This is a genomic window from Fusicatenibacter saccharivorans, from assembly GCF_015557635.1.
In the GTDB taxonomy this organism is placed as follows: domain Bacteria; phylum Bacillota; class Clostridia; order Lachnospirales; family Lachnospiraceae; genus Fusicatenibacter; species Fusicatenibacter saccharivorans.
Genome location: NZ_JADNOP010000003.1, coordinates 161,067 through 183,022, shown reverse-complemented (window position 1 = coordinate 183,022; position 21,956 = coordinate 161,067). Strand labels below are relative to the sequence as shown.

The window sequence follows — 21,956 nt, the reverse complement described above, 5'->3', positions numbered from 1 at the left end:
TTTTCCTTTCTTCTATGCATGTCTCTGATCGTACTGCTGCGAAATGTGACGATCCAGGAACTGTTGTTTCCGTTTGGAATACAGATGGTATTTTCCGCCGAGATAGCCGCCCACAAAGCGGTCAAAATTGCGAAACAGGGAGTAAAATGCCCAGTGGATTTTCTCTTTTTTACTGAGCGGCTGCTGACGGATATACACACAGTCCCCTCTCACCTGCCGGTACAGCATGCCCGGAAGCTGCGTCCATTTCTGTGCAATCATATACTGATGAACTTCATATAATCCCTTCTGCTCATCATAATACCGTTTGAAATACGTTCTGAGTTTGAAATTGTGGGAATGATATACTGGCGCATACGGGCAGTATACTTTTTTGAATCCGAGTTCAATCATCTTTCTCGCCCAGATCTGATCCTCGGCAAAGTTGACATCCTCATACGGATATTTTTCAAAAATATCTCTTCGGATACAGGAGTTATTGTCGGAGAAAAACGCCAGATAATGACGATATCCTTCTTCTCTTTCGTAGCGTTCCGGATCATCAAGGTGGAAAATCGTATTAGTTTCTCCAAATCCTTTAAAATGGCCATCCAGATCACGCTTGTCAAGCAGATTGCAGTCCGGATACGGATAATGAATCCCGAATCCTCCCACGATTTCCGGGTCCATCTTCATGGCATCAATGAAATTCTGCAGCCAGGTATCGGTCGCTGGAAGCGCATCCTGCGTAATAAAGATGATATACGTTCCGTTTCCTTTGGAAGCCCCATAGTTTCTCGTTTTTCCATGTCCAAATTCGGACGGCTCAATCTGAAACAAACGGCATGGATATTTGCGGATCACATCGAGCGTTCCGTCCTTTGACCCGGAATCCACGCAAATTACTTCATATTCATACTCTGTCTTCTGTTTGAAAACAGCATCCAGCACTTTTTCAAACAGATGCCCACCATTTTTGGTAGGAATGACAATGGATACATCCATAGTTATTTACTCCTTTTTATCACATGCTGCACTTTATCTGCCATACGCACAACCTTACGCTGGCGCATCCGCTCCAGCTCTTCCTCCAGAAACTGCTTCTGTTTTCTCGTTTCCTGGAGTTCTTCTTCCCTGTGTGCAAGTGCCGCTTTTTCTGCTTCGATTTCTGCCTGCAGCTGGCCTTTCCGATAAATCTCCCCGTTCAGTTCATCCCTCAGATCTTTATTCTGACGGATATATTGAATAAACTGGGACGTAACGCCATCGCCTTTGTAGTAAATCCGGTAATCAATCCGGATCTGTTCATAACCGGCATTCCGGAATTTCAGAACCGGCGTTCCAAGGAAATAATAGTCGTCGATAATCTCAAGCTCGGCGTTGTGCGAAAAAGCGATACGTTCCGTCTTTCCATCGCTACATACGCCCGCGAGAGAACGGATTTTAATGACAGCCCCCTCTTGCATCAGCTGAAGGGAAAGCTCTCCGTCCGCGTCTGCCTTTTCAAGCATCATCACCTTCTGCTCATCCAAGCCGAAGCAGTCCTCATAATAGAGTTCTCTCTCCTCCGGTGCTGTTTCGGTGAGCACAACCGGGTACATCATTTTTTCTTTTTCCCAGATAGAAAGCGGATAATTGTGCCGGTGCAGTTTTCCATAGAACGTGGCGAGCGCATTTGGCTCACCCTTTCCGGCCGCGAATTCCTGGAAGCACTCTTCCATATGGTAGTATACCGGAATCTCTTCCATGGAAATACCACCAATGGCGTACAGTTCTTCCTGCTCTTCCTTCGTCAGTGCACTCGCCGCCTCCTGTAAAAAGACGCTCCGCGCATAGATAAATGCAATCGGTACGGCAAACGGGAATACCCACTCGTAGTCTGCCACCCAGACCTTTTCTCCATCCAGAAGAAGGTTGCCCGGAATCATGTCAATATTGGAAATCTCCGCCGCGGCAAGTCCTTCTTTCAATGCCGGATGGCCGAACACCTCACAGAACGCATCGGTTTCCACAAAGGATTTCTGCCCTTTTGCCGATGCAATGATCTGATACAGCAGTTCATAATCCTTTTTCAGCGATGCAAAATCTTTTTCTTTTCCATGACGGGAAATGCGCGTTTCCAGACTTTCCCCTTCTACAAAAGGAAATGCAAGCGCGCATTTTTCTTCATCCAGTTCGCATGGGCAGATCTGTACGTCCGCATAGGCGTACAGATGCTCCAGCTTTCTATAGTTTTCATACATATGCCGGATGTGGAGTTCTCCCTCTTTCTGCAGCGGAAGCTTCCACACACGCCGGATCCCATCCTCTTCTGTAATCCGGGTCATAATCTGAAATTCGTTCCGACGTTCTCTCGAAAATTTCGTATACAGAACTTTCCTCATACGTTTACTCCTTTTTCTCCACTTCAATCAGAAAGGAATTGGAAAAAACCGGAAACAAACCGGACTTCAGGATTCCGTCAAATGCTTTGCCTTCGTCAAAAAGTGTGATCCTGTCAGCATCAAAATTCCGCTGATTTTTTCTCAATTCACCCGGCTTCGGCAGATATTCATCCGAATAAATGACCGCCGGAAATTTGTAATCCGGATAAGGATAATAAAACTTAAACTTCGAAAAACCGTTTTCCTGCAGCATCTGCTCCAGCTCCGGTTTGCTGAATGTCTCGACAAAATCGATCCCCGGATATCCTTCAATTCCGACAAATTCCCGGCCCACATGGTCTTCCCTGCAGCCGGCAAAATACTTCAGTCCCAGACGGTTCTCAATCGCAATCAGGATTTTTCCGCCCGGTTTTAAGAGACGATTGATCTTTTCCAGATATTCCGGATACGGATTATCCTTTCCAATATAGCTTTTTGCATACTCCAGAACACCGATCAGTGTCACGTAATCGAAGCGTTCTTCCATTTTTTCTGCAACAACATTAAAGTTTCCAACCATAATCTCCAGGTTGGACGCATCCTGATTTTTGTAGGCATTGATCGTACTGCGCCGCTTCGACAGATCGTTTGCCACTACCCGCTTTGCATTTCTGCAGAGCACGCCGGAAATGGCTCCGCAACCGGCTCCGACTTCAAATACGGAAGCATCGTCTTTCCACTCATACCAGTCCAGAATATTTTCCCGTTCCGGAGAGAGATGATAAAAAATCGGCCAGCTTTTTTCTGTGAGGATTACCTTCTGGTAATCCTCTTTCGGCGTCGTCTTGACGATCTCCAGCAGCCGGTCCTCAATGCTGCCGTCGCTGTAAGCATCTTCGCCGTCATAATAATCCAGGTTCAAAAGAACATTTCCTATTGTTTCTTTCATATAACCCCCGTCGTTTATCCTCCGCATCCTACTCGTAGGTCACGGTAGAGTTCATATCAAAAAATCCTACGGTGTCTTTCATGGAGAAGACTTCCAGAAAGCAAGCATCGTACAGTCTGTGGTGGATCACCAGCTCTTCCAGATGGTAGCTGGTACATCCAAACGACATCAGATACTGTCCGCTCTGCAGCGGCATGATCTGGTCAAAGCATACCGTGACGGTCTTTCCTGCTTCCACCACGTCTTTTGTGTAATCCTCCAGCGCCGTATTCGTTCCGGTAATCTCCGTTCCCTTCCGGTCTTTGATCGAAAAGGCAAAAATCGGATGCTCCATCGTTTCATGGAACTTGATTTTCATCTTGATGCGGAATCTCTGGTTTTTATCCACAGAAGATGTAATCATACCTTTGTGGTCGATAATCGCAAAGTCCACGATCTCCGCAGCCTTGTCTCCATACTCTACCAGCTGCGCATTCGCAATCAGGCGTTCTCTCCAGAGGCCTTTTTTCGGCTTTTCTGCCGATACGGCACCGGATGCATCTGCTTCGGTTCTCTCTTCGGTCTCTTCTGCACTCTCTTCGGTCTCTTCCTCTTCTTTTGTCTCGTCATCGTACTGGTTGGCAAGAATCTTCTTGTAGACATCGACTGCCTCGGACGACTTTCCGACCATCACCTGTTTTCCTTTGTTGATCAGAAGGCATCGTTCACAGTATTTGATAACACTTCCCATATCGTGGGAAACAAAGAGAATCGTTTTTCCTGCTTCTTTTAAATCATTGAATTTTCGGTAGCACTTCGACTGGAAGAAAATATCTCCGACACTTAAGGCCTCATCGACAATCAGAATATCCGGATCCACGTTGATCGCAACCGCGAAGGCAAGGCGGGCAAACATACCGCTCGAATATGTCTTCACCGGCTGATTAATGAAATCTCCGATCTCAGCAAACGAAATGATGTCGTCAAGTTTTGCCTTCATCTCCTCCTCGGTATAGCCAAGCATCGTTCCGTTCAGGAAGATGTTCTCAATACCGGTATACTCCATGTTAAAGCCGGCACCCAGCTCCAGAATAGCACTGACTCTTCCTTTTAATTCCACATTTCCGCTCGTTGGGTTTAAAACACCTGTGACGATCTTCAGCAGTGTGGATTTTCCGGAACCGTTCGTTCCGATAATGCCGACACACTCGCCCTTATGCACCTCAAGTGAGATATCCTCCAGCGCAAAATGATCGGTATGATAGTTTTTATGTGTCAGCGAAAGCGATTCTTTCAGACGGTCCATCGGCTTTTCAAACAGCTTGTAGACCTTGCTGACATGGTTAATTGAAATTACTGTTTCTGTATTTTCTGTGCTCATTCCATCCTCCTATAATACATCTGAGAAATGAACCCGGAGGCGCTTGAACACTTTGGAACTGATTAGTCCTGCCATAAGCACAAAAGCCCAGAAGTAAAGGGTGTGCCATGGATGCTCGAAGAACCAGAGTCCATTCATAAAGCTGTCACGATATCCCTGGACAATATAGTACAGAGGATTCAGCTTCAGAAGGCTGTTCAGCCAGTTCGGAATATTCGGAATTGTTGTGGTATCCCACAGAATCGGGGTTGCCCACATGCCGACATTCAGAATTACATTGATAATCTGGCCGAAATCGCGGAAAAACGGTGTGATGGAACAGGTCAGATAGGAAAGTACAACGACGAGACAGATCACCGCAAAGGTATAGTACCCGATCTGGATAATCTGAACCGGCGGAAGTTTTCCCATCAGTGCAAAAATCAAAATAGCAAACACAATAAAGAACAGATGTACAAACAGGGAAGAAATCACCTTCACAATTGGAAGCACACTGATCTTAAATACAACCTTCTTTACCAGGTAACTGTATTCCAGCAGACAATTTGACGCACTTGGCAGTGCATCAGAAAAGAAGAACCACGGAATAATACCGGAAACCAGCCAGCAGATATACGGATATCCAGTGGCAGCTGGCTGTACACGCAGTCCGAGCTGAAACACGACAAAATAAACAGCAACCGTCACCATCGGCTGAATGAATGCCCATACGATGCCAAAATACGCTCCGGCAAATTTGTTGCGGAAATCATTTTTCGACAGTTTCCAGATCAGTTTCCGGTTCTGATAAAGTTCTTTGAATACGTTCATAAATGTTTTTTACTCCTTATTTCTTTAAATCCTTAATTCCGCCCCATTTATGATCTTTTTCCGAAATAATCAGATCTTCTTTTGTCATTCCTTCCGGCATCGGCCACTCCACGCCGATCTCCGGATCGTCAAAGTACAGACCGCCCTCATCGTTTGGATGATAGAAATCGGTACATTTATAAGCAAACTCTGCATAATCAGAGAGTACGATAAATCCATGTGCAAAGTTCTTCGGAATAAAGAACTGTTTCTTATTTTCTGCGGAAAGCAGGACGCCGAACCATTTTCCGTAGGTTTTGGATCCCTCGCGAAGGTCAACCGCAACATCGAATACTTCTCCGTTTACCACGCGTACCAGTTTGTCCTGCGGGTAATTGATCTGGAAGTGAAGTCCACGCAGGACACCTTTTTTGGATGCAGACTGGTTATCCTGTACGAACTGGACATCAATGCCGGCTTCTTTAAAATCATTGTAATTGTATGTCTCCATAAAATATCCGCGCTCATCGCCGAATACGGTCGGGGTAATTACTTTTAATCCTTCAATTTCACAAGATTCTACTTTAATTTTTCCCATTTTTCTTTCCTTTCTCTTCTCCACAAAAATGTGAACAGATCTTTTTTTGACCTCTTTTGTGTCTACAATCTTTGCTATTATACCATTCTTTTCTGAGAAACTCAAGAACCCATTTTCACGCCCGCCCCGCCGCTTTTTATGTAAATTCCCGGATTTTCATTTTCCACTCGTATTTTTTAAGAAAATACTATTTTTTTCGTAAAGTTTCTGTTATAATATCGTAAGTTCCCAGTTATATTTTATACCTAACGCTACCTGTTTGTTACCTATTATAAAACACTAAAGAAAACTGGAGGTTATTTACTGTGTCTCGCAAAAAAGTACAGCATGTTGGAAAGATACTTTTTTCCATTCTTTCCGTTCTGTTAGGATTCCTTGGGATCCTTCTTTTTACGTCTTCCCGCTGGATGCTCGCGACCTGGGCGCATCTTGATATGGAAGAACTTGTTTATCACTTAAAGGCACCCCTTGAGGGTACCAGCAAGGATGTGCTCTGGAGTTACGTCTGGTCCTGCGGCATGATCTCTTTTGCCGTTCTTGCTATTCTGATCGCGCTTTTTATTATCCTGCGCCATCGGAAGAAAGTGGAAATCATTCTCGGTTGCATCTGCATTGCCCTGGGAATCGCTCTTTCTTCCTATTCTCTTTATAATGTCTGGACGACGCTGGATATCGATACTTACCTGCACATTCAGAACAGCTACAGCACTTTGATCGAAGATAATTACGTCAATCCGTCCCAGACAACGATTACATTCCCGGAAAAGAAACGGAATCTGATCTATATTTATCTGGAATCAATGGAAAGCACCTATTCTGATAAAAAAGACGGCGGTGCTTACGACCACAATTTTATTCCCGCCCTGACTAATCTTGCCCTGGACAATATCAATTTTTCCAACTCCGACAAGCTGGGCGGCGCTTATCCGACAACCGGAACCACCTGGACCATGGGCGGTCTCTTTGCACAGACTTCCGGTCTTCCGCTGAAGCTTTCGATTCAAGGCAATGAGATGGCTTATCAGGACAGCTTTTTTCCGCAGCTTTCAACACTTGGCGACGTTCTCAATGAAGCCGGCTACAAACAGTACTTTATGATGGGTTCCGATGCCGCATTCGGCGGACGGAAGAATTACTTCACTTCGCACGGTGATTATGAAATTGACGATTACTACTGGGCGATCAGCGAGGGACTGATCCCGGAAGGCTACTACCAGTGGTGGGGCTATGAAGATGCCAAACTGTTTGAGTATGCAAAAGATAAACTGACGGAGATTTCCAAGAATGACGAACCGTTCAACTTCAGTATGCTGACTGTTGCCACCCACTTCGAGGACGGCTACAAATGTGACGAGTGTGATGAAAAGCAGTACGGAGATGACCACTACGGTATGGTGATTGACTGCTCCAGTTCCCGTGTCAGTGAGTTTATAGACTGGATCAAGGAACAGCCTTTTTATGAAAACACGACTATAATTCTTTCCGGTGATCATCTGACCATGGACTCTGATTTTTGTGAAAACATCGATGAAGATTATCAACGTTCTACTTATAACGCTATTTTAAATTCACCCATTCTTCCGGTTCATGAAAAAAATCGGATTTTCACCACGATGGATATGTTCCCAACTACTCTCGCAAGCCTTGGAGCTGTCATTGACGGTGACCGTCTTGGACTTGGTACGAATCTTTTTTCAGACAAGCCTACACTTGCCGAAGAACTTGGCTTCGATGAACTGAATCGCCAGCTCTCTATGGGCTCCCGATTCTTCGATGAACTTGATGCTGATCTTACCCCCGTCTGGGTCGGCGATGGCGAATATCAGAAATTTTATATTAAGGAAGAAGATCGATTTGCCAATAACGAATGGGTAACTTACAATCCACATCAGCTCTGGGCTGACGGTAAGCAGTCTTATTTTATTGATAAGGACGGCCACGCGGTTTCCGGCTGGCAAAAGCTTGAGGATGGGAAATGGTATCATTTTTCCGAGTCGGATTACCATCTCATCGAGGGTCCTTGCGATACAAATCCTGAATTGGAAGAGGAAACACCCGACTCCACTTCGGTAAGTGACATTTCCTCCGCTTCTTCTTTTACAGAAAACGATTTGGATTCCACAGTCTAAAGTTCTTCTTCTGGAATAGATGAGGACGATTTCTCTGAAAATGAGGATAATTCCAAAACCATCAGACATCTAGGCTCTTCTGCGGAAGATGATCCTCACGACCTGTCTCCTATCGATTATCAATAAAAATTTGATAACGATTCAGATCTATGCAATATAAAATAAAATCCCGCAGAAAAAGTTTTCATTTCTTTTTCTGCGGGATTTTTATTTTGCAAAATATTTAAAGCAGTATACGCTTAACTATTGTCTTACGTACAAAAATATGTTTTTTCCCATTTTTTTCACCTGTGTAAGGATCCACTGGATCAGTAAGGCAACAAAAATCGCTGCTAATAAATACAGAATTTTTGTCTGTTCTACGTCCTTCGGCATATAATACCACCAAATATCACTTTTACATCTTGACCAGTCAAACTTCAAAAACAGCTTTGTGCCATTCGCAATTGTTCCGAAAGCAACTTTTACAAGTAAAAAACCCAAAAACTGATTTTCCATAATCGAAAATGTGTTGTCTGCAAGAAGATTAATCCACTTTTTTCTTCCAAATACTGGTTCCATTATCGTTGCAATCCGCATCCAAAGTGCAATTCCCAAAAAACCAATAATAATTGGCATGACCGGTCCTTGATTAAAGTCATTGCACCACGCTGGCGTATAAGCCAACCTAGTTTTATAATGAAGAAAAATCATAAGTTTTGCAGCAAACACAATCGCAAAATACACTACAGATGGAATCCTGTCCACATATTTCTCCAGTATCTTTTTATAAAAAATACCCATTGCATAAAACGGAGCAAAATACAGAATTCTGACCACTGTCAGCCACCAGCTGGTGCGATATTCCATAATCGCCAAAAAATTGCCGCCCATTCCAATAAGTACTGCCCCTGCAAAAAATATCCATTCCGGTATCTGCCATCCTTTTCGCTTAAAAAATGCCCGAATCATACAATTTAATATTTCTACCATAAACAAGGGCACAATATACCAGCCGGCCATATTAAGGACAAACTGATGCCCATCGTTTAAAGGTGAAATCAGAATATTGTGCAAATTAAATTTTCCACCAATTTGAAAGCCCCACCGATGTAATAACCTGACAAGCAGCCCATACGCAATCGTATACCCATACATTGGAAGTATCAGGGTACGAAGCTTTTTACAGACATATCTCCCCGGTCGTTTCAGTGCTGCATCTTTAAAAAAATATCCTGAACAAAAAGTAAACAGCGCCAGATGGATTCCCTCATACGGAAACCATTGCGCAAAGTCCAAAGAAATTCCACCACCATCACAATGTCCCGCAACAACCATCAGAATCGCCACAGCATATAATATCTTAAAACGATAATCTATTTTTTTCTTATTCATAATCAAAAGCCGTTCGTTTGTTGTACGCAGACCCCCTATTTCAAAGGACAAGGACTGCTTAGCTGATATCGCTTTCTTTCCATCATCGGAACGTTTTACGGCAATGTATACACCAGTACTCCCAGGATAATAATCAGATTCCCAATCAGCTTTCCTTTTGATACCTTTTCTTTCAAAACGCCAAAGGAAAGCAGCAGGACAAAGACGTACGTAAAGGTATCCAGCACCGGACCGTATTTCAAATCTACCTGTGTGTAGGCATAGGTATTTAAAAGAAGTACACTGCCGAAAATCACATACGCTGTAATGACGCGCCAGTTCAAGTACTCGCGAAGTGCAGATGCATGCTCCTCGTTGGCGCTTTGTTTCAGCAGAATCTGTGATACTGCTGAAAACATTGTACAGATCAGCATTAAAATCATATATTTATTCATATCGCTGCACCACCATAACTCCCACCAGCACAATCAGAAGGCCGATGATATTTTTTACCGTCAGATTTTCATGGAAAATGATCACGGCCCAGATCTGGGACCAGATCAGATAGACGCTGCGGTTTGCATATGCGGTTGACAAAGAGAATTTTTTGATTACCTTCTGCCATGCAATAGCGTAAATGCCACAGTTTGCAACCATCAGAAATAAAAATACATATAATAGAGGATTTTTGATTCCTCCCCGGTTCAGCTGAACCGATGCTGCTTTCGAGAACACACTCGTCAGAGAAAACAGCAGGATATTCAGGTGCAGCTGAATATAATCTTTTGCCTTATTCAAAAACAAGTCCTCCTTTTTACTTTTCTTCCACGCGGAAAATGATATGCCCTTCTACTTCTCTTACCGGGATGCACCCCGCTGTTTCCACATAGGATACTGCCGCTGAACTGCTCGAAAGTACAATATACTCTGCATTCATTTCCCTAAGACTTCTGTAAAATTCTTTCTGATCCAGCGACAGATCCATCTGTGTGATAATCTGAAGGATCTTTGTTTCGTCTTCAATTTCCTGCTCGGTCAGTGCATCAGTTGATACCGTATTGGAGCCCTGATAGGTCAGAACCATATCGCGGTCCAGAACCAGTTCAAACGAAGCATCATACTGCCGCACGATCAGGTTGAAATCCGGTTCAAAGACAACTCTTACGGTTCCCTCTCCCGCTTCTTCGTGCAGCACCGTACAGACGGCCAGAAGATCATCTGGCATCTTGTACTGGTTATCCGGCAGCTTCGGCAGTCCGCCAGCCAGTACGGAATTTCCGCCAAAACAGATGACCGCTGCCAGCGCAGCCGCGGTCAGATACCGTCTCCAGCCTTTTTTCTGCCCGCCCACAACTTTCGTGCAGGCATATCCGATGGTCAGTACCATCGGCAGAATCCAGAAAAACCGGTAATAGACATTGACCATTCCAAGTTTTCCCAGGATATATTTCACCGCAAATGGATTGTATACCGTAAAGGCCAGAAAAACAGCGGTTGTTACGAACACATACCGCTCTTCCTTTTTTCCTTTTAAAGCGAGATACAGCACCGACAGCAGAAACAGCGTCAGTACGGTTGTGTTTCCTCCAAACGTCACAAAGACCTGTCTCACAAAATCGAGGCCGCTCTCATTCAGATTTATTCCGCCCACATTTTCTCCTTTCTACCGCACAACCGGAATCTGCAGGATACCGCGCACACCAAGGAGATAGACCCCAAGCACCAGCACACACGGCAGCACAGCAAGCAGATAGAGCCCGCTCTGTCCCCAGCGTTTTTTCCGCACAAGATTCGGCAGAATCACAGCACTCATGGCCACCGGTACGGTCATCATGGATGACATCGTAAGATCAATCGCAGCGACGCCTGTCATGAAAAACAGCAGCCAGACTCTCTTTCCGTTTTTCTCCTGATACATGCGCAGGCCAAGATAAAACAGAAACGGGAGGATGATATTGCACAATACGGCCTTTCCCTCGTATCCCCTCGTCAGCAGGAACGACGCATTCGAAAAGATCGTATGAAAATTCAGATTCACAACACTAATAAAGCACAGGAGCACCCATACCATCTGTTTTTCTTTTAACAGCGCCTTTCCGATCTGTGCATAGACGAGATAACTTAAAACTACCGTCATCATACAGAGAATCACCTTCGTCACTACGAGCGGATGAAGGCCCGTTAAACGGCACAGTACTGCATTTGCTGCCGGATACATGCTGAACACATAACGGATGTTAAAAAAATCCAGTGCTTTTCCTGTATATGGGTCAAAGCTGCTGATGGAATCTGTCGCAAGGTTCGTTGTCACACTTCCCACATAATACGCTGCATCCGCACTGCCGTTTTCCTGCAGTGCAGCAACAAAATACAGCTGGATTCCAATCAGCACCAGCATCACATAAAAAGCCGCCGTCTTTCCTCTCCAGAAACCGCCGCTTCTTTTTCCCCACTCTCTCCACATTCCCAGATGAAGACAGATGGAAGCAATTACAAGGACAGCCACAACAGCAGCCCATACCCATGCGAGCAGATGCAGCTTTGCACCGAGCACCATCATCGGCACAGAAATCAGTTCAAATAAGAAGTAATATGCAATAAAGCCAAACAGCACAGTTTCACCCAGATGTCCGCTCTCATACCTGTTTTCTCTGATAAAAAAAGAACCCAGGCAGCAGAACACTGCGAGCATTCCCAGAAACAGTGCCGGCATTTTTAATAAGGTAATCATGTTTGGTTCCTTTCTTTTCCTTACATTCCCAATCCCACTCATTCTAACATGATGCCCTGTCTGCGTCAAGTAATCGAAATTCTAATAAACATTGACTTTTCCCTGAAATTTTGTATAATTGTGATGTTGAGCGCTTATTTTCCACCCGGCTGTTTTACTTTTTGTTTTAATGATATATGTTACGAAAGGAGCCATTGATATGCCTTTTTCCCGGCATACCCGCAGATCCGTGTTTTCCATCGGCGCGGCATCCCTTGCCGCTGCTTTTCTTTTTCTCACCCCGGAAAACACACATGCGGCTGATACTACAGCAAAAATTCACATTCTGACACTCGGCAGCGGCTCCAATGCCATCGTTCTGGAAAGTGTAGACGATAATGGCCAGAAAATTTTCGGCATGGTAGACTCCGGCGAGGACTGGGATTACCCTGACGGATCTGATCCGCGTTATCCGCTGCGCAGCGGCATCACAACGTCGACCGGCTACGACGATGAGGTACTCTCCTACCTGGACTCCCTCGGTGTCACCTCCGATAATCTGCAGTTTTATGTTGCAACACATCCGCACAGCGACCATATTGGAACCGGCGATACCATCGTGCGGCTGTATTCCCCCGACCGGGTTTATCTGCTCCCGTATGATGACAGTTATATCTATAATACTGCGCGTCTCTGGGACAATCTTTATGTCTACGACCAGCTTCTTACTGCTGTAGAAGAGACTGAAGGTGTGACCCTGATCCAGCATCTGAATCCCGGTGCCGCCTCCGCAGAAGAAGGATCTCCTGATTTTGCTTTTGGAAATTTCCAGATCCAGATTGTCAACTACGAGGAAGATTATCTCACAAGTCCAAAAGAGGACGCCAACCAGTTCTGTCTTGGTGTAATTGCCTCCGCAAACGACCACCGCGCTTTTCTGACGAGCGATATCGACGACGTCGAGGGCGATGCCAGCCGGATTGTTTCGAACTACGGGCTGTACAGCATTGATCTGATGACTTCCAATCATCACGGATATCCGAATGCTGTCGATGCAGACTATCTTGCTGCCGTCAACCCGGAATATTTTATCCAGACCGGTGACTTCCGTATTATGGATAACGATACCGTCGAGACCCTGACCTCTCTGGGGCTGCGCGTATTTTCCACGACAGAATATTCCGGCGATCTTCCGGCAGTCATTGCTGACTTTTCCGGTTCCGCGGTCACTTCCAACGTGGATGATACCTATGAAATTTACCGCGGCCGTTCTTCCAAGCTCGTTGCTTATCATGACGGCATCCCGTACAGCGGATTTTTCACCCGCGGCGGACAGAAATATTATGCAGACAGCAGCCATCTTCTCGTATGCTCCACTTCCTGGCGCGACACAGAAACGGGCATCGAATATACCTCCGATGAAAACGGCGTGATCACAAACGAACGCCACGTCATCGGCTGGGTAAAACGGGATGGAAAATGGTATTACTACAACGATGATGAAACACCGTATACCGGCTGGCTCACCCTCGACCACAAAACGTATTACCTCGGCGCGGACGGCGTTATGGCAACAGGCTGGCTTCTGCTTGATGGAGATTACTATTATTTTTCCGGCAGCGGTGAGATGCAGACCGGATGGCAGTTTATCAGCAACAACTGGTACTATCTCGCCAAGGATACCGGTATTATGTATTCGTCCGGATGGCACGCTGATCCGGAGACCAAAACGATGTACTATTTTTACACATGGGGAGGTGCCGCACGCAATACGACACTTACCTTAAACGGTTACCGCGTCAAATTTCTTTCCTGGGGCGGTATTTCCGGCAGCACCTGGCTGTACCATGACGGTGCCTGGTATTATGTACAGAAATATTCCTGCGTAACCAATGGCTGGTATCAGATCGATGGCGCCTGGTATTTTATGAATGCGGACGGTTCCCTGAAGCAGAACGAAAGTTTCCTGTATGACAACAATCTCTACTTTGTAAATAAGAGCGGAAAAATGTATCAGAACCAGTGGCTGAAATGGGATGGAAACTATTATTATCTCAGAAGCTGGGGCGGTGCCGCACACGAAGGCTGGCTGCTGCTTCAGAATAAATACTATTATATTAATGAGGACTGTACACGGAAAACGGATGAAGCCTTTACGTATGATAACAATCTTTATTTTGTTGATGAAAACGGCGTCATGCCGGCAAACCAATGGGTGATCCGGGACGGTGTCTGGTACTTTACCTACAGCTGGGGCGGTGCGAGAAAATCGCAGTGGTTCTATTATAAAAACAACTGGTATTACTTCAACGATGATGCTTCCATGCAGACCGGCTGGGCAGAAATTGATGGAAAAACATATTATTTCCAGAGCTGGGGCGGATGCGTCACCGGGACGAAAAAAATTGACGGAACAACGTATGTGTTTGATAAAAACGGTGTTCTGCTTTCCGAAAAAGAAAGCTAGAAAAATCCATATAAAAATGCGGCAGAAACGAAAATCTCATTCGTTTCTGCCGCATTTTTTATAAATTTCTTTTCCGGAACAGTGCACGAACGCACTGCCGGTAAATTCCGGTTCCCAGAAACAGGGTCAGATAGGCGATTTTCCGCCCATTCGTGAAGTGATCGCCTTCCAGTACCAGAAGCGGATGCTTTTTAAGCTCTTTTGCCAGCCTCTTCGCAAGCGCCTTTTTCTCCGCGTCCATGGTTTCCAACAGCATCAGCTTGTCCAGCACGAAAAACCGCGCCCAGCAGCAGCGCACACCTGCTTCTTTTTTCAGCGCCGGGTGGCGTTCTTCCACGACATTCTGATTATGATCCCATACTTCCACCGAACCCAGATCTGACCAGCGAAAACCGCTTGTCGTGAGGCTTTCGCGCCGGTGCACATAATAGTATTTCTGTGCTGTGGAAAAGGCCACCTTCCGGCAGTGCTCCATTAACGGAACGATGACGTATGCATCCTCGGCGATTGTTTTCTCCGGATAGACAACGCCCTCGAAAATCTCTCTCCGATACAGCTTGCCCCACGGCATCACGCCGAACACGCGCGCCTTCATCACCTGGCGCAGTCCATCCTCGCTGTCGGTCACAGATTCGATTCCCTCCTGTTTCAGATCCGGCACCGGCCTTCCTTCATAGAGATCGTATCCGCGGCAGATACTCATTTCGGCATCATATTTTTCCGCCAGACGATACAGTGTTTCCAGAAGATCCTCCGCTGCGAAATCGTCGCTGTCCACAAACGTGATATAACGCCCCTCTGCAAGCGCAACGCCCGCATTCCGCGCCGAACTGACGCCGCCGTTCTCTTTTTGGTGATAACGGATCCGCGCATCCTGTTCTGCGTATGTCCGGCAGATTTCACTGCTCTTGTCGGTGCTTCCATCATCTACAAGAAGCAGCTCCCAGTCCGTAAAAGACTGGGAGAGAATGGAATCCACACATTTTTTTAAAAATTTTTCTGCCTGATACACCGGGGTAATGATTGAAATTTCCGGCATTGTTTTATCCTCTTTCTTTATTTCTTACAGCAGTAGTGTATCCCCTTATACTGCTCATACGGATGATCGAGATCCAGAAACGCCGCATCGTGGTGGCCTTTCTGCTGTTCTTTCGGCGGCAGTTTCATATAATCGCCGAACGCCATGCGCAGATATGTGTCATATCCGACCGGAATCGGCAGGCGCTCGTTCTCGAACGGAACCTCAATCGCCGATGCAAAAATCTTTTTCGGATATTTCCGGAGAATCGCCTGCGGTGCGCACATCTCGGTGATGCCGTCCACCCGTGGGCTGTCGATATCAAATTTTGTAATATAGTTCTCTGCCTGCTTCCAGATCCGGTACCGCATCTTCTGCGTCGGAGCCAGCGCCAGCAGAATCGTTCCCAGGTAATGCATAAACGCGCCGTGGCGTTCTTTGGTCGGAATAACCTGCGTGCAGAAGAGCTGGAAAATCTTTCCCTCGATCACCTGCCATTTCCGCGCAAGTTTTCCCGGTGCATAGCCCTCGATCGGGAGAATATCAAGCGCAACGCCGTGGCAGAGATCCATATCGACCTGCTCCTTTTTCACCTGCGTGGTGCGGCTGTCGCGGATGTTCGCAAACGTGTGCGCATTGCAGAAGCCCTCTTTCGGGTACTCGAGCTTGTAGATTTTACTCTCCTCCTGCGTATCCCAGATTTTCAGGAACTTCTCGTAATCTTTCCGCGGCATGAAAAAGTCGAGATCATCGTCCCACGGAATAAAGCCGCCGTGGCGGATTGCACCGATACAGCCGCCGCCGCAGAGATAACAGGTCAGATGGTTTCTCTGGCACCAGTGGTAAAACATAACGGCCATTTCCAGATTTTTTTCCTGCAGCCGGCGCAGAATTTCGTCCTCGGTATTAAACATCTTTTTTCTCCTCTTCCTTTGCGTTCAGGCTGATCGTCTGTCCTTCCTCGAGCCCTTCTGTGCTCTCCTTTGTGAAGACAATCTTAAAGGTTGCAAGAATCAGCTTCAGATCCTCTAAAATCGAATAGCTCTCTATGTACATCAGATCCAGCTTCAACTTGTCGTATGCGGTCGTGTTGTACTTTCCGTAAATCTGGGCGTAGCCGGTAAGGCCTGCCTTTACTTTCAGACGGTAAGCAAACTCCGGAATCGATTCCTCATATTCCTTTGCAATCTCCGGCCGCTCCGGGCGCGGTCCGACGACGCTCATATCGCCCTTGAAAATGTTCAGAAGCTGCGGCAACTCATCAATTCTCGTCGCGCGGATCACCTTTCCGACCGGCGTAATGCGGCTGTCGTTCTTCGTTGCCAGACGGGCTACGCCGTCTTTTTCGGCATCCACGATCATGCTTCGGAATTTGTAGACATAGAATTCTTTTCCGCCGATCGTGAGACGTTTCTGTTTAAAGAACACCGGGCCATGGTCATACAGCTTGATGCAGAGCGCTGCGATCAGCATAATCGGCGACGTGATCACAAGAAGAATCGTCGATACGAGCAGATCCAGCAGGCGCTTGCAGAATCTCTGATCAAACGAAAGACCACTGTTTCGCGCGAGCAGAAGCGGTGTATCGAAAATATGGAGCGCTTCCGCTTTCCGTACCATAATATCCGACAGCTTCGGCGTCAGATAGACACGGATTTCTTTCGCATAGCAATATTTCAGCAGACGGTTGCGCAGCTCCGAATGAAGATCGCCCAGGATCACGCCCTCCTGACCGTATGCGTCAATCTGGCGGCAGAGCTCTTTCTCTCCCACTTCCACGCTCACCTTATGTGCTACAATATACTTGTCCGGCCGCTGGTTCATCTTCAGCTCCAGGCTTTCCATCGGGTATTCACCGTAAATCAGAAGCACCTCTCTTGGCGGAAAGAGACGCGCAAACGTCTTCTCAAAAAGCCAGGATACAATGCCTGCCAGCGCAAAGTCCACGAGTGTCATGCCGACCATCGGCAGAATGTACGGCAGGTGACGCCACAGCAGGATAATCTGCAGATACATCAGCGCATTGGCACAGAATGCCGTCATCATCTGGGAATAGATGATGCTGCTTCCCTTCATGTAGCCGATCTTCATGCCGCCGTAAATGTACATGAAAACCAGAAGAAAAATGCCGTAGATCACGACGATAATCTGATTTCCCTTATCCCAGAACGGCTCCAGCCACAGGTGGCTCGCATAGTATCTGTCCCAGAACACAGAAAAAACAGCGCATTCCAGAAGCACAATCGCCGCGACCGCCAGGACACGCATCAGATGTTTGTACTGTTCCCTGTTTTTATAGTTCATCAATCTCTTCCTCTCTTTTTGCCCTTACCGTAATACTTCCGCACACCGTTTACGGCATAGCACGCAAAACAGTACAGGGAGCGGAACGTTCCCATTCCCAGCTCGCGGTAAACACGGTAAGTCATTCCTGCAGAATGCAGTTTATTCCCCGATTTTCCTGTGCTGGACAGCCGGTATTTCAGCAAAGGCTCATCCACACCGCAGGCTGTCCCGTATTTTTTCAGGATCCGCAGCCAGTCCAGATAATCCTCGTGGCACTCGTCCTTTTCCATCGGGAATTCCAGCAGAACGCTTCTTTTGGCCAGTACCGACGAGCAGCCGATCACGTTGCCGCGCAGCAGCATTTTGTAGGTGATCCGCTCCGGGACAGAAAAGATCTTCTGCTTTTCCGGTTCCTGATCGTAAATCAGCTCCCGACCCGTACAGCAGAGCACATCACCGGTCTTTGCAAGGGCTTTTTCCTGCTTTTCCAGTTTTTCGGGATCCCAGTAATCATCCGCGTCCAGAAAGGCAATGTAATCGCCCTTTGCGAGCTGTACACCGCGGTTTCTGGATGCGGACGCTCCTTTGTTTGTCTCATTCCGGATATACCGTACCCGGTCATTTTCTCCGTAACGCCCCATTTTTTCCAGCGTATCGTCCGTGGAATTGTCGTCGATCACCAGGATTTCCAGCGGGGTTTTTGTTGTCTGGCAAAGGACTGAGTCGATTGCCTGAAACAGTGTTTCTGCACCGTTGTACGAAGGGATTACTACTGAAATCATGTATTTTCCTCTCTTACTTTGTCTGCTGCATCTGTTTTTTTAATTTTCCAGCAGCAAACCTCCTACTTTTATAGCATATCTGCACGGGCTTGTCAATTTTACGCCGGGATCTGCTGGTTTTTCTTTCTTACATGTAATTCTATGTGAGCTTTAAAAACGCCAGTAAATAGAACAGAATTCCTCCGAACAGTGCTCCGTTTCCGCCGTTTTTCTGCCCCGTCTTTTTTCCGATGGCAGTTCCGGCATACATCGCCGCCATTCCGACCGCGAAGGAGGCAAAAAAGATCTGTCCTCCTGTCACCGGAAGATCCGCGGCAAAGACGCCGGAGACAATTCCATCCACCGACATCGAAACCGCCAGCAGGCCAAATTCCAGTGGGTGGAGCTGTTTTTCCAGATGTTCCAGTCTTGCTTCTGGTTTTCCCTGCTTTTTTCTTCTGCGTTTTCTCAGTTCCTCAAAAATTTTCAGCGTTCCCATAAGAAAAAAGCAGCCCGCACCCACTCTGGTTCCCCATTCCGGTCCTGCGGACTGCAGAAATCTTTTTCCAAACTGCGCGGAAGCAACCAGGGCAGCACTGCAAAACAGATTCAGCAGCGCCGTCATGCCTGGTGAAATTCTCGTATTGTTGCTTCCATATCCGATGCTTACTGCAAAGTTATCGGCTGAGAGCGCCGCAGCAAGCAGAAGCAATTCTACCATATGACACGCTCCGTCATTTCTCACTTTACAGTATTCGTCTGTTTTTCAAACCGTGCATCCCGGGAAGGCAGTTCTTTTTCTTATTCCACTGCTTTCCGGAATTCCCGGATTTTTTCTCCGAAGTGCGATACATCGGTGCAGAAAATGCTCGAAGTTCCCGCCACAAAAATGCTGGCTCCACAGGAACGCAGCGTCGCGCCGTGCTCCTTCGTAATGTTTCCGTCCACTTCTAAAATGATGTCCTCCCGGTGCATCTCCTGCAGAAATTTCTGCAGCTTTTCCGCCTTGCGCAGCGTACTCGGCACAATTTTCTGCCCGGCAAAGCCCGGATTCACCATCAGAAGATTGACGCCGTCGATATAATCAAGCACTTCCTCGATCTGCCCGATCGGTGTCGCCGGGTTGATCGCGAGGAACCGCTTGCAGCCGTACGGCACGAGGTAATCGAGCGCGCGCTGCACCTGGAAAGTGCTCTCATAATGAATCGTCACGATGTCCTCTTTGTGAATGCCGATCCACGGCAGCTTGTACTCCGGGTCTTTAATCATCAGATGAAGATCAAGCGGAATACTCGTCAGTTCCCGCAGTCCGCGGATGTAGTCGACGCCAAGGCCGAAGTTCGGAACGAACTCGCCGTCCATCACATCGATATGGAGATATTCGACTTTTTCTTTTTCAAATACATCGATCGTCGCCTGCAGATCCACAAGGTTTGAGCACATCATGGATGCCGATATCTGACTTTTTCTCATATTTTTCTACTCCCATGAAACCATTACTTTGCAGTATGGCTCTTTATGATTTTTCATCAGTTCCAGTCCGTCCATCAGCTTTTCGGACGGGAAACAGTGCGTGATCAGCGCCTGTGCCGGGATTTTCTTCTTCGAAAGCGCATCGAGTACCTCCGTCCAGTCGCAGGCTTCATCTTTTTCATAAGAAGAATTCCACGTTCCCATCAGGTTCAGCTGTTTGCGCAGTATGCGCCAGTACACGTTCTTTTCCATCGCAAGATCGCCCGATGGATTTCCCATCAGCACGATGCTTCCGCCCGGTCTCGCAAGAAGAACTGCACTGGAAACGGCCTGCGGCGTTCCGACCGCTTCTACTACAACATCCGCCTGAATCGCTTTACTCTCCTCTTCCGTCACATATGAGATGCCCGGGATCTGTTCTGCGATCGCACGTTTTGCTTCGCCCCGTCCAATCACAAAAACGGTTTCGGCGCCGAGCGCTTTCGCCCACGCTGCCGCTGCAAAACCGATCATGCCCGTTCCGATCACTGCTGCGGTATCGCCCGGCTTCACACCGCTTCGTTTCACCGCATGAAGCGCCACAGAGAGCGGCTCCAGCATTGCTGCCTCGCGGAAGCTGACGTTTTCCGGCAGCTCCAGCAGGTTCCAGTCCGGCACGGCCACGTATTCCGCAAAGCCGCCGTCCCGGCGCGAGCCGAGGTAATCGTAGTGTTCGCACATCTCATATTTTTTCTGCCGGCACTGCGGGCAGGTGCGGCATGGGATCAGCGGGAAAATGCCGACCCGTTTTCCAACTCGCTCTTCCGGCACACCCTCGCCGTATGCGGCAACCACGCCTGAAAACTCGTGACCCGGAATCGTTGGAAAATGGTATGTTCCGTTTGTGAAAATCCGCGGAATATCGGAGCTGCAGATTCCTGATGCCTTTACCTGCACCAGAACCCAGCCGGATGGGATTTCCGGTTTTTCGATGTCTTCCCTTCTTAAATCATTGACTCCATGCAGCTCGTATGCTCTCATTTCGTTTCTCCTTCCACAATCGTACAGAAACGCTCCAGGTCGCTCCTTGTTGTAATCTTAAAGTTCCGCTCATCCCCTGGGATCATCGCCACATCCATTCCATGGCGGTAGGCAATTTCACTCGTTCCCCTTGTGAGGGACAGCTCCTCTTTCGATGCTTCCCGGTTGATCTTCGCGTACGGATGCAGCCGGAAGGCTTCCGGCGCCTGACCGGCAAACAGCGTGCTGCGCTCCAGCAGATGGTCAATTTTTGTTCCGTCGCTGCTCTGATAGATCGTGTCCTTCATCGGCAGCACCGGCATACAGCCCTCATGATCGGCAAGCGCCGCAAGGCAGTCGCCAATCAGCTGTTCGCTCACCAGAGGCCGCACGCTGTCGTGGATGATCACACCGTCGTTCTCCGATACGGAATCCTCCATGCAGACGGTAAGGCCATTATGAATGGATTCCTGCCGCGTATCCCCGGCATCCGCAAAGGCGAGAAATTTCGTAATCCCGTCTTCTTCCATCCATCCGCGGATATTCTCTCTCCAGGCATCTGCCGCCACGATGACGATTTTCTCAACGGCACTGCTTTTCTGAAACTGCTCCAGCGTATACAGCAGAATCGGTTTCTTTTCCACTTCCAAATACTGCTTCGGAAAACCCCCCATCTGCATTCTCGTTCCGATTCCCCCCGATAGTATGATTGCGTAATTCAT

The 21,956-nt window shown here is 47.3% G+C and carries 21 protein-coding genes; 2 read left to right on the top strand and 19 right to left on the bottom strand.

Annotated features, from left to right (window positions below; genetic code table 11):
• Positions 1–12 precede the first annotated feature (12 nt).
• Genes I2G42_RS03995 through rfbC form a run of 6 tightly spaced genes read right to left on the bottom strand, consistent with a single transcriptional unit; the run spans position 13 to position 6,038 of the window.
• The gene (locus I2G42_RS03995) at positions 13–984 is read right to left on the bottom strand and encodes a glycosyltransferase family 2 protein (RefSeq protein ID WP_022462975.1); all 972 of its coding nucleotides are present in this window, start codon (positions 982–984) and stop codon (positions 13–15) included.
• 2 nt (positions 985–986) lie between these two features.
• Positions 987–2,363 (bottom strand): hypothetical protein, encoded by a 1,377-nt coding sequence (locus I2G42_RS03990; RefSeq protein ID WP_055227562.1) that lies wholly within the window; start codon positions 2,361–2,363, stop codon positions 987–989.
• A 4-nt stretch (positions 2,364–2,367) separates the two neighbouring features.
• Positions 2,368–3,291, bottom strand: coding sequence for a class I SAM-dependent methyltransferase (locus I2G42_RS03985; protein ID WP_055227563.1), 924 nt, complete (start codon positions 3,289–3,291; stop codon positions 2,368–2,370).
• Between the two features lie 28 nt (positions 3,292–3,319).
• Entirely contained in the window at positions 3,320–4,651 is a 1,332-nt protein-coding gene (locus I2G42_RS03980) for an ABC transporter ATP-binding protein (RefSeq protein WP_055227565.1), read from the bottom strand.
• 9 nt (positions 4,652–4,660) lie between these two features.
• On the bottom strand, positions 4,661–5,461 hold the full coding sequence (locus I2G42_RS03975; RefSeq protein WP_055227566.1) for an ABC transporter permease: 801 nt from the start codon (positions 5,459–5,461) through the stop codon (positions 4,661–4,663).
• A gap of 16 nt (positions 5,462–5,477) precedes the next feature.
• Positions 5,478–6,038: a dTDP-4-dehydrorhamnose 3,5-epimerase gene (gene rfbC / locus I2G42_RS03970; protein ID WP_022462980.1), complete on the bottom strand. Its 561-nt coding sequence runs from the start codon at positions 6,036–6,038 to the stop codon at positions 5,478–5,480.
• A 305-nt stretch (positions 6,039–6,343) separates the two neighbouring features.
• Here rfbC and I2G42_RS03965 point away from each other — a divergent pair, with 305 nt between their 5' ends.
• Entirely contained in the window at positions 6,344–8,167 is a 1,824-nt protein-coding gene (locus I2G42_RS03965; RefSeq protein WP_330611273.1) for a sulfatase-like hydrolase/transferase, read from the top strand.
• A 243-nt stretch (positions 8,168–8,410) separates the two neighbouring features.
• Here I2G42_RS03965 and I2G42_RS03960 read toward each other — a convergent pair whose 3' ends face one another.
• From I2G42_RS03960 to I2G42_RS03940, 5 genes are all read right to left on the bottom strand, one after another.
• Positions 8,411–9,541 carry an acyltransferase family protein gene (locus tag I2G42_RS03960; RefSeq protein ID WP_055227568.1) on the bottom strand — a complete coding sequence of 377 codons (1,131 nt, stop codon included), beginning with the start codon at positions 9,539–9,541 and terminating at the stop codon, positions 8,411–8,413.
• Positions 9,542–9,636: 95 nt separating this feature from the next.
• A complete protein-coding gene (locus I2G42_RS03955) occupies positions 9,637–9,975 on the bottom strand; it encodes an EamA family transporter (protein WP_055227569.1) in 339 nt (112 codons plus the stop codon).
• Positions 9,968–10,318 carry an EamA family transporter gene (locus tag I2G42_RS03950; protein ID WP_022462984.1) on the bottom strand — a complete coding sequence of 117 codons (351 nt, stop codon included), beginning with the start codon at positions 10,316–10,318 and terminating at the stop codon, positions 9,968–9,970. The genes I2G42_RS03955 and I2G42_RS03950 overlap by 8 nt, the downstream gene beginning before the upstream one ends.
• A 16-nt stretch (positions 10,319–10,334) precedes the next feature.
• Positions 10,335–11,171 carry a hypothetical protein gene (locus tag I2G42_RS03945; RefSeq protein ID WP_055227571.1) on the bottom strand — a complete coding sequence of 279 codons (837 nt, stop codon included), beginning with the start codon at positions 11,169–11,171 and terminating at the stop codon, positions 10,335–10,337.
• Positions 11,172–11,183: 12 nt separating this feature from the next.
• Positions 11,184–12,251, bottom strand: a complete 1,068-nt coding sequence (locus I2G42_RS03940; RefSeq protein WP_022462986.1) for a DUF6077 domain-containing protein — start codon at positions 12,249–12,251, stop codon at positions 11,184–11,186.
• 199 nt (positions 12,252–12,450) lie between these two features.
• On the opposite strand from I2G42_RS03940, the gene I2G42_RS03935 reads away from it, so the two are divergent.
• The gene (locus tag I2G42_RS03935) at positions 12,451–14,697 is read left to right on the top strand and encodes an MBL fold metallo-hydrolase (RefSeq protein ID WP_055227573.1); all 2,247 of its coding nucleotides are present in this window, start codon (positions 12,451–12,453) and stop codon (positions 14,695–14,697) included.
• Between the two features lie 58 nt (positions 14,698–14,755).
• On the opposite strand, the gene I2G42_RS03930 is transcribed toward I2G42_RS03935, so the two are convergent.
• The 8 genes from I2G42_RS03930 to I2G42_RS03895 all read right to left on the bottom strand — a co-directional run bounded on the left by I2G42_RS03930 (position 14,756) and on the right by I2G42_RS03895 (position 21,956).
• Positions 14,756–15,736, bottom strand: a complete 981-nt coding sequence (locus tag I2G42_RS03930) for a glycosyltransferase family 2 protein (protein WP_022462988.1) — start codon at positions 15,734–15,736, stop codon at positions 14,756–14,758.
• A gap of 17 nt (positions 15,737–15,753) precedes the next feature.
• The gene (locus tag I2G42_RS03925; RefSeq protein WP_022462989.1) at positions 15,754–16,629 is read right to left on the bottom strand and encodes a LicD family protein; all 876 of its coding nucleotides are present in this window, start codon (positions 16,627–16,629) and stop codon (positions 15,754–15,756) included.
• Positions 16,622–18,019: a sugar transferase gene (locus I2G42_RS03920; protein ID WP_022462990.1), complete on the bottom strand. Its 1,398-nt coding sequence runs from the start codon at positions 18,017–18,019 to the stop codon at positions 16,622–16,624. The genes I2G42_RS03925 and I2G42_RS03920 overlap by 8 nt, the downstream gene beginning before the upstream one ends.
• The gene (locus I2G42_RS03915) at positions 18,019–18,783 is read right to left on the bottom strand and encodes a glycosyltransferase family 2 protein (RefSeq protein ID WP_055219423.1); all 765 of its coding nucleotides are present in this window, start codon (positions 18,781–18,783) and stop codon (positions 18,019–18,021) included. The genes I2G42_RS03920 and I2G42_RS03915 overlap by 1 nt, the downstream gene beginning before the upstream one ends.
• 139 nt (positions 18,784–18,922) lie before the next feature.
• Complete coding sequence (locus I2G42_RS03910) at positions 18,923–19,483, bottom strand: manganese efflux pump (protein ID WP_055227575.1); 561 nt, start codon at positions 19,481–19,483, stop codon at positions 18,923–18,925.
• An 80-nt stretch (positions 19,484–19,563) separates the two neighbouring features.
• Positions 19,564–20,235, bottom strand: a complete 672-nt coding sequence (locus I2G42_RS03905) for a ribulose-phosphate 3-epimerase (protein ID WP_022462993.1) — start codon at positions 20,233–20,235, stop codon at positions 19,564–19,566.
• A gap of 6 nt (positions 20,236–20,241) precedes the next feature.
• A complete protein-coding gene (locus I2G42_RS03900) occupies positions 20,242–21,255 on the bottom strand; it encodes a galactitol-1-phosphate 5-dehydrogenase (protein ID WP_055227577.1) in 1,014 nt (337 codons plus the stop codon).
• Entirely contained in the window at positions 21,252–21,956 is a 705-nt protein-coding gene (locus I2G42_RS03895; RefSeq protein ID WP_055227579.1) for an IspD/TarI family cytidylyltransferase, read from the bottom strand. The genes I2G42_RS03900 and I2G42_RS03895 overlap by 4 nt, the downstream gene beginning before the upstream one ends.

Coding starts and splice junctions, on each gene's coding strand:
- I2G42_RS03985 (WP_055227563.1), bottom strand. CDS start 3,291: ATGAAAGAAACAATAGGAAATGTTCTTTTGAACCTGGATTATTATGAC.
- I2G42_RS03905 (WP_022462993.1), bottom strand. CDS start 20,235: ATGAGAAAAAGTCAGATATCGGCATCCATGATGTGCTCAAACCTTGTG.
- I2G42_RS03925 (WP_022462989.1), bottom strand. CDS start 16,629: ATGTTTAATACCGAGGACGAAATTCTGCGCCGGCTGCAGGAAAAAAAT.
- I2G42_RS03900 (WP_055227577.1), bottom strand. CDS start 21,255: ATGAGAGCATACGAGCTGCATGGAGTCAATGATTTAAGAAGGGAAGAC.
- I2G42_RS03940 (WP_022462986.1), bottom strand. CDS start 12,251: ATGATTACCTTATTAAAAATGCCGGCACTGTTTCTGGGAATGCTCGCA.
- I2G42_RS03975 (WP_055227566.1), bottom strand. CDS start 5,461: ATGAACGTATTCAAAGAACTTTATCAGAACCGGAAACTGATCTGGAAA.
- I2G42_RS03895 (WP_055227579.1), bottom strand. CDS start 21,956: ATGAATTACGCAATCATACTATCGGGGGGAATCGGAACGAGAATGCAG.
- I2G42_RS03990 (WP_055227562.1), bottom strand. CDS start 2,363: ATGAGGAAAGTTCTGTATACGAAATTTTCGAGAGAACGTCGGAACGAA.
- I2G42_RS03960 (WP_055227568.1), bottom strand. CDS start 9,541: ATGAATAAGAAAAAAATAGATTATCGTTTTAAGATATTATATGCTGTG.
- I2G42_RS03995 (WP_022462975.1), bottom strand. CDS start 984: ATGGATGTATCCATTGTCATTCCTACCAAAAATGGTGGGCATCTGTTT.
- I2G42_RS03920 (WP_022462990.1), bottom strand. CDS start 18,019: ATGAACTATAAAAACAGGGAACAGTACAAACATCTGATGCGTGTCCTG.
- I2G42_RS03955 (WP_055227569.1), bottom strand. CDS start 9,975: ATGAATAAATATATGATTTTAATGCTGATCTGTACAATGTTTTCAGCA.
- I2G42_RS03910 (WP_055227575.1), bottom strand. CDS start 19,483: ATGGTAGAATTGCTTCTGCTTGCTGCGGCGCTCTCAGCCGATAACTTT.
- rfbC (WP_022462980.1), bottom strand. CDS start 6,038: ATGGGAAAAATTAAAGTAGAATCTTGTGAAATTGAAGGATTAAAAGTA.
- I2G42_RS03980 (WP_055227565.1), bottom strand. CDS start 4,651: ATGAGCACAGAAAATACAGAAACAGTAATTTCAATTAACCATGTCAGC.
- I2G42_RS03915 (WP_055219423.1), bottom strand. CDS start 18,783: ATGATTTCAGTAGTAATCCCTTCGTACAACGGTGCAGAAACACTGTTT.
- I2G42_RS03930 (WP_022462988.1), bottom strand. CDS start 15,736: ATGCCGGAAATTTCAATCATTACCCCGGTGTATCAGGCAGAAAAATTT.
- I2G42_RS03935 (WP_055227573.1), top strand. CDS start 12,451: ATGCCTTTTTCCCGGCATACCCGCAGATCCGTGTTTTCCATCGGCGCG.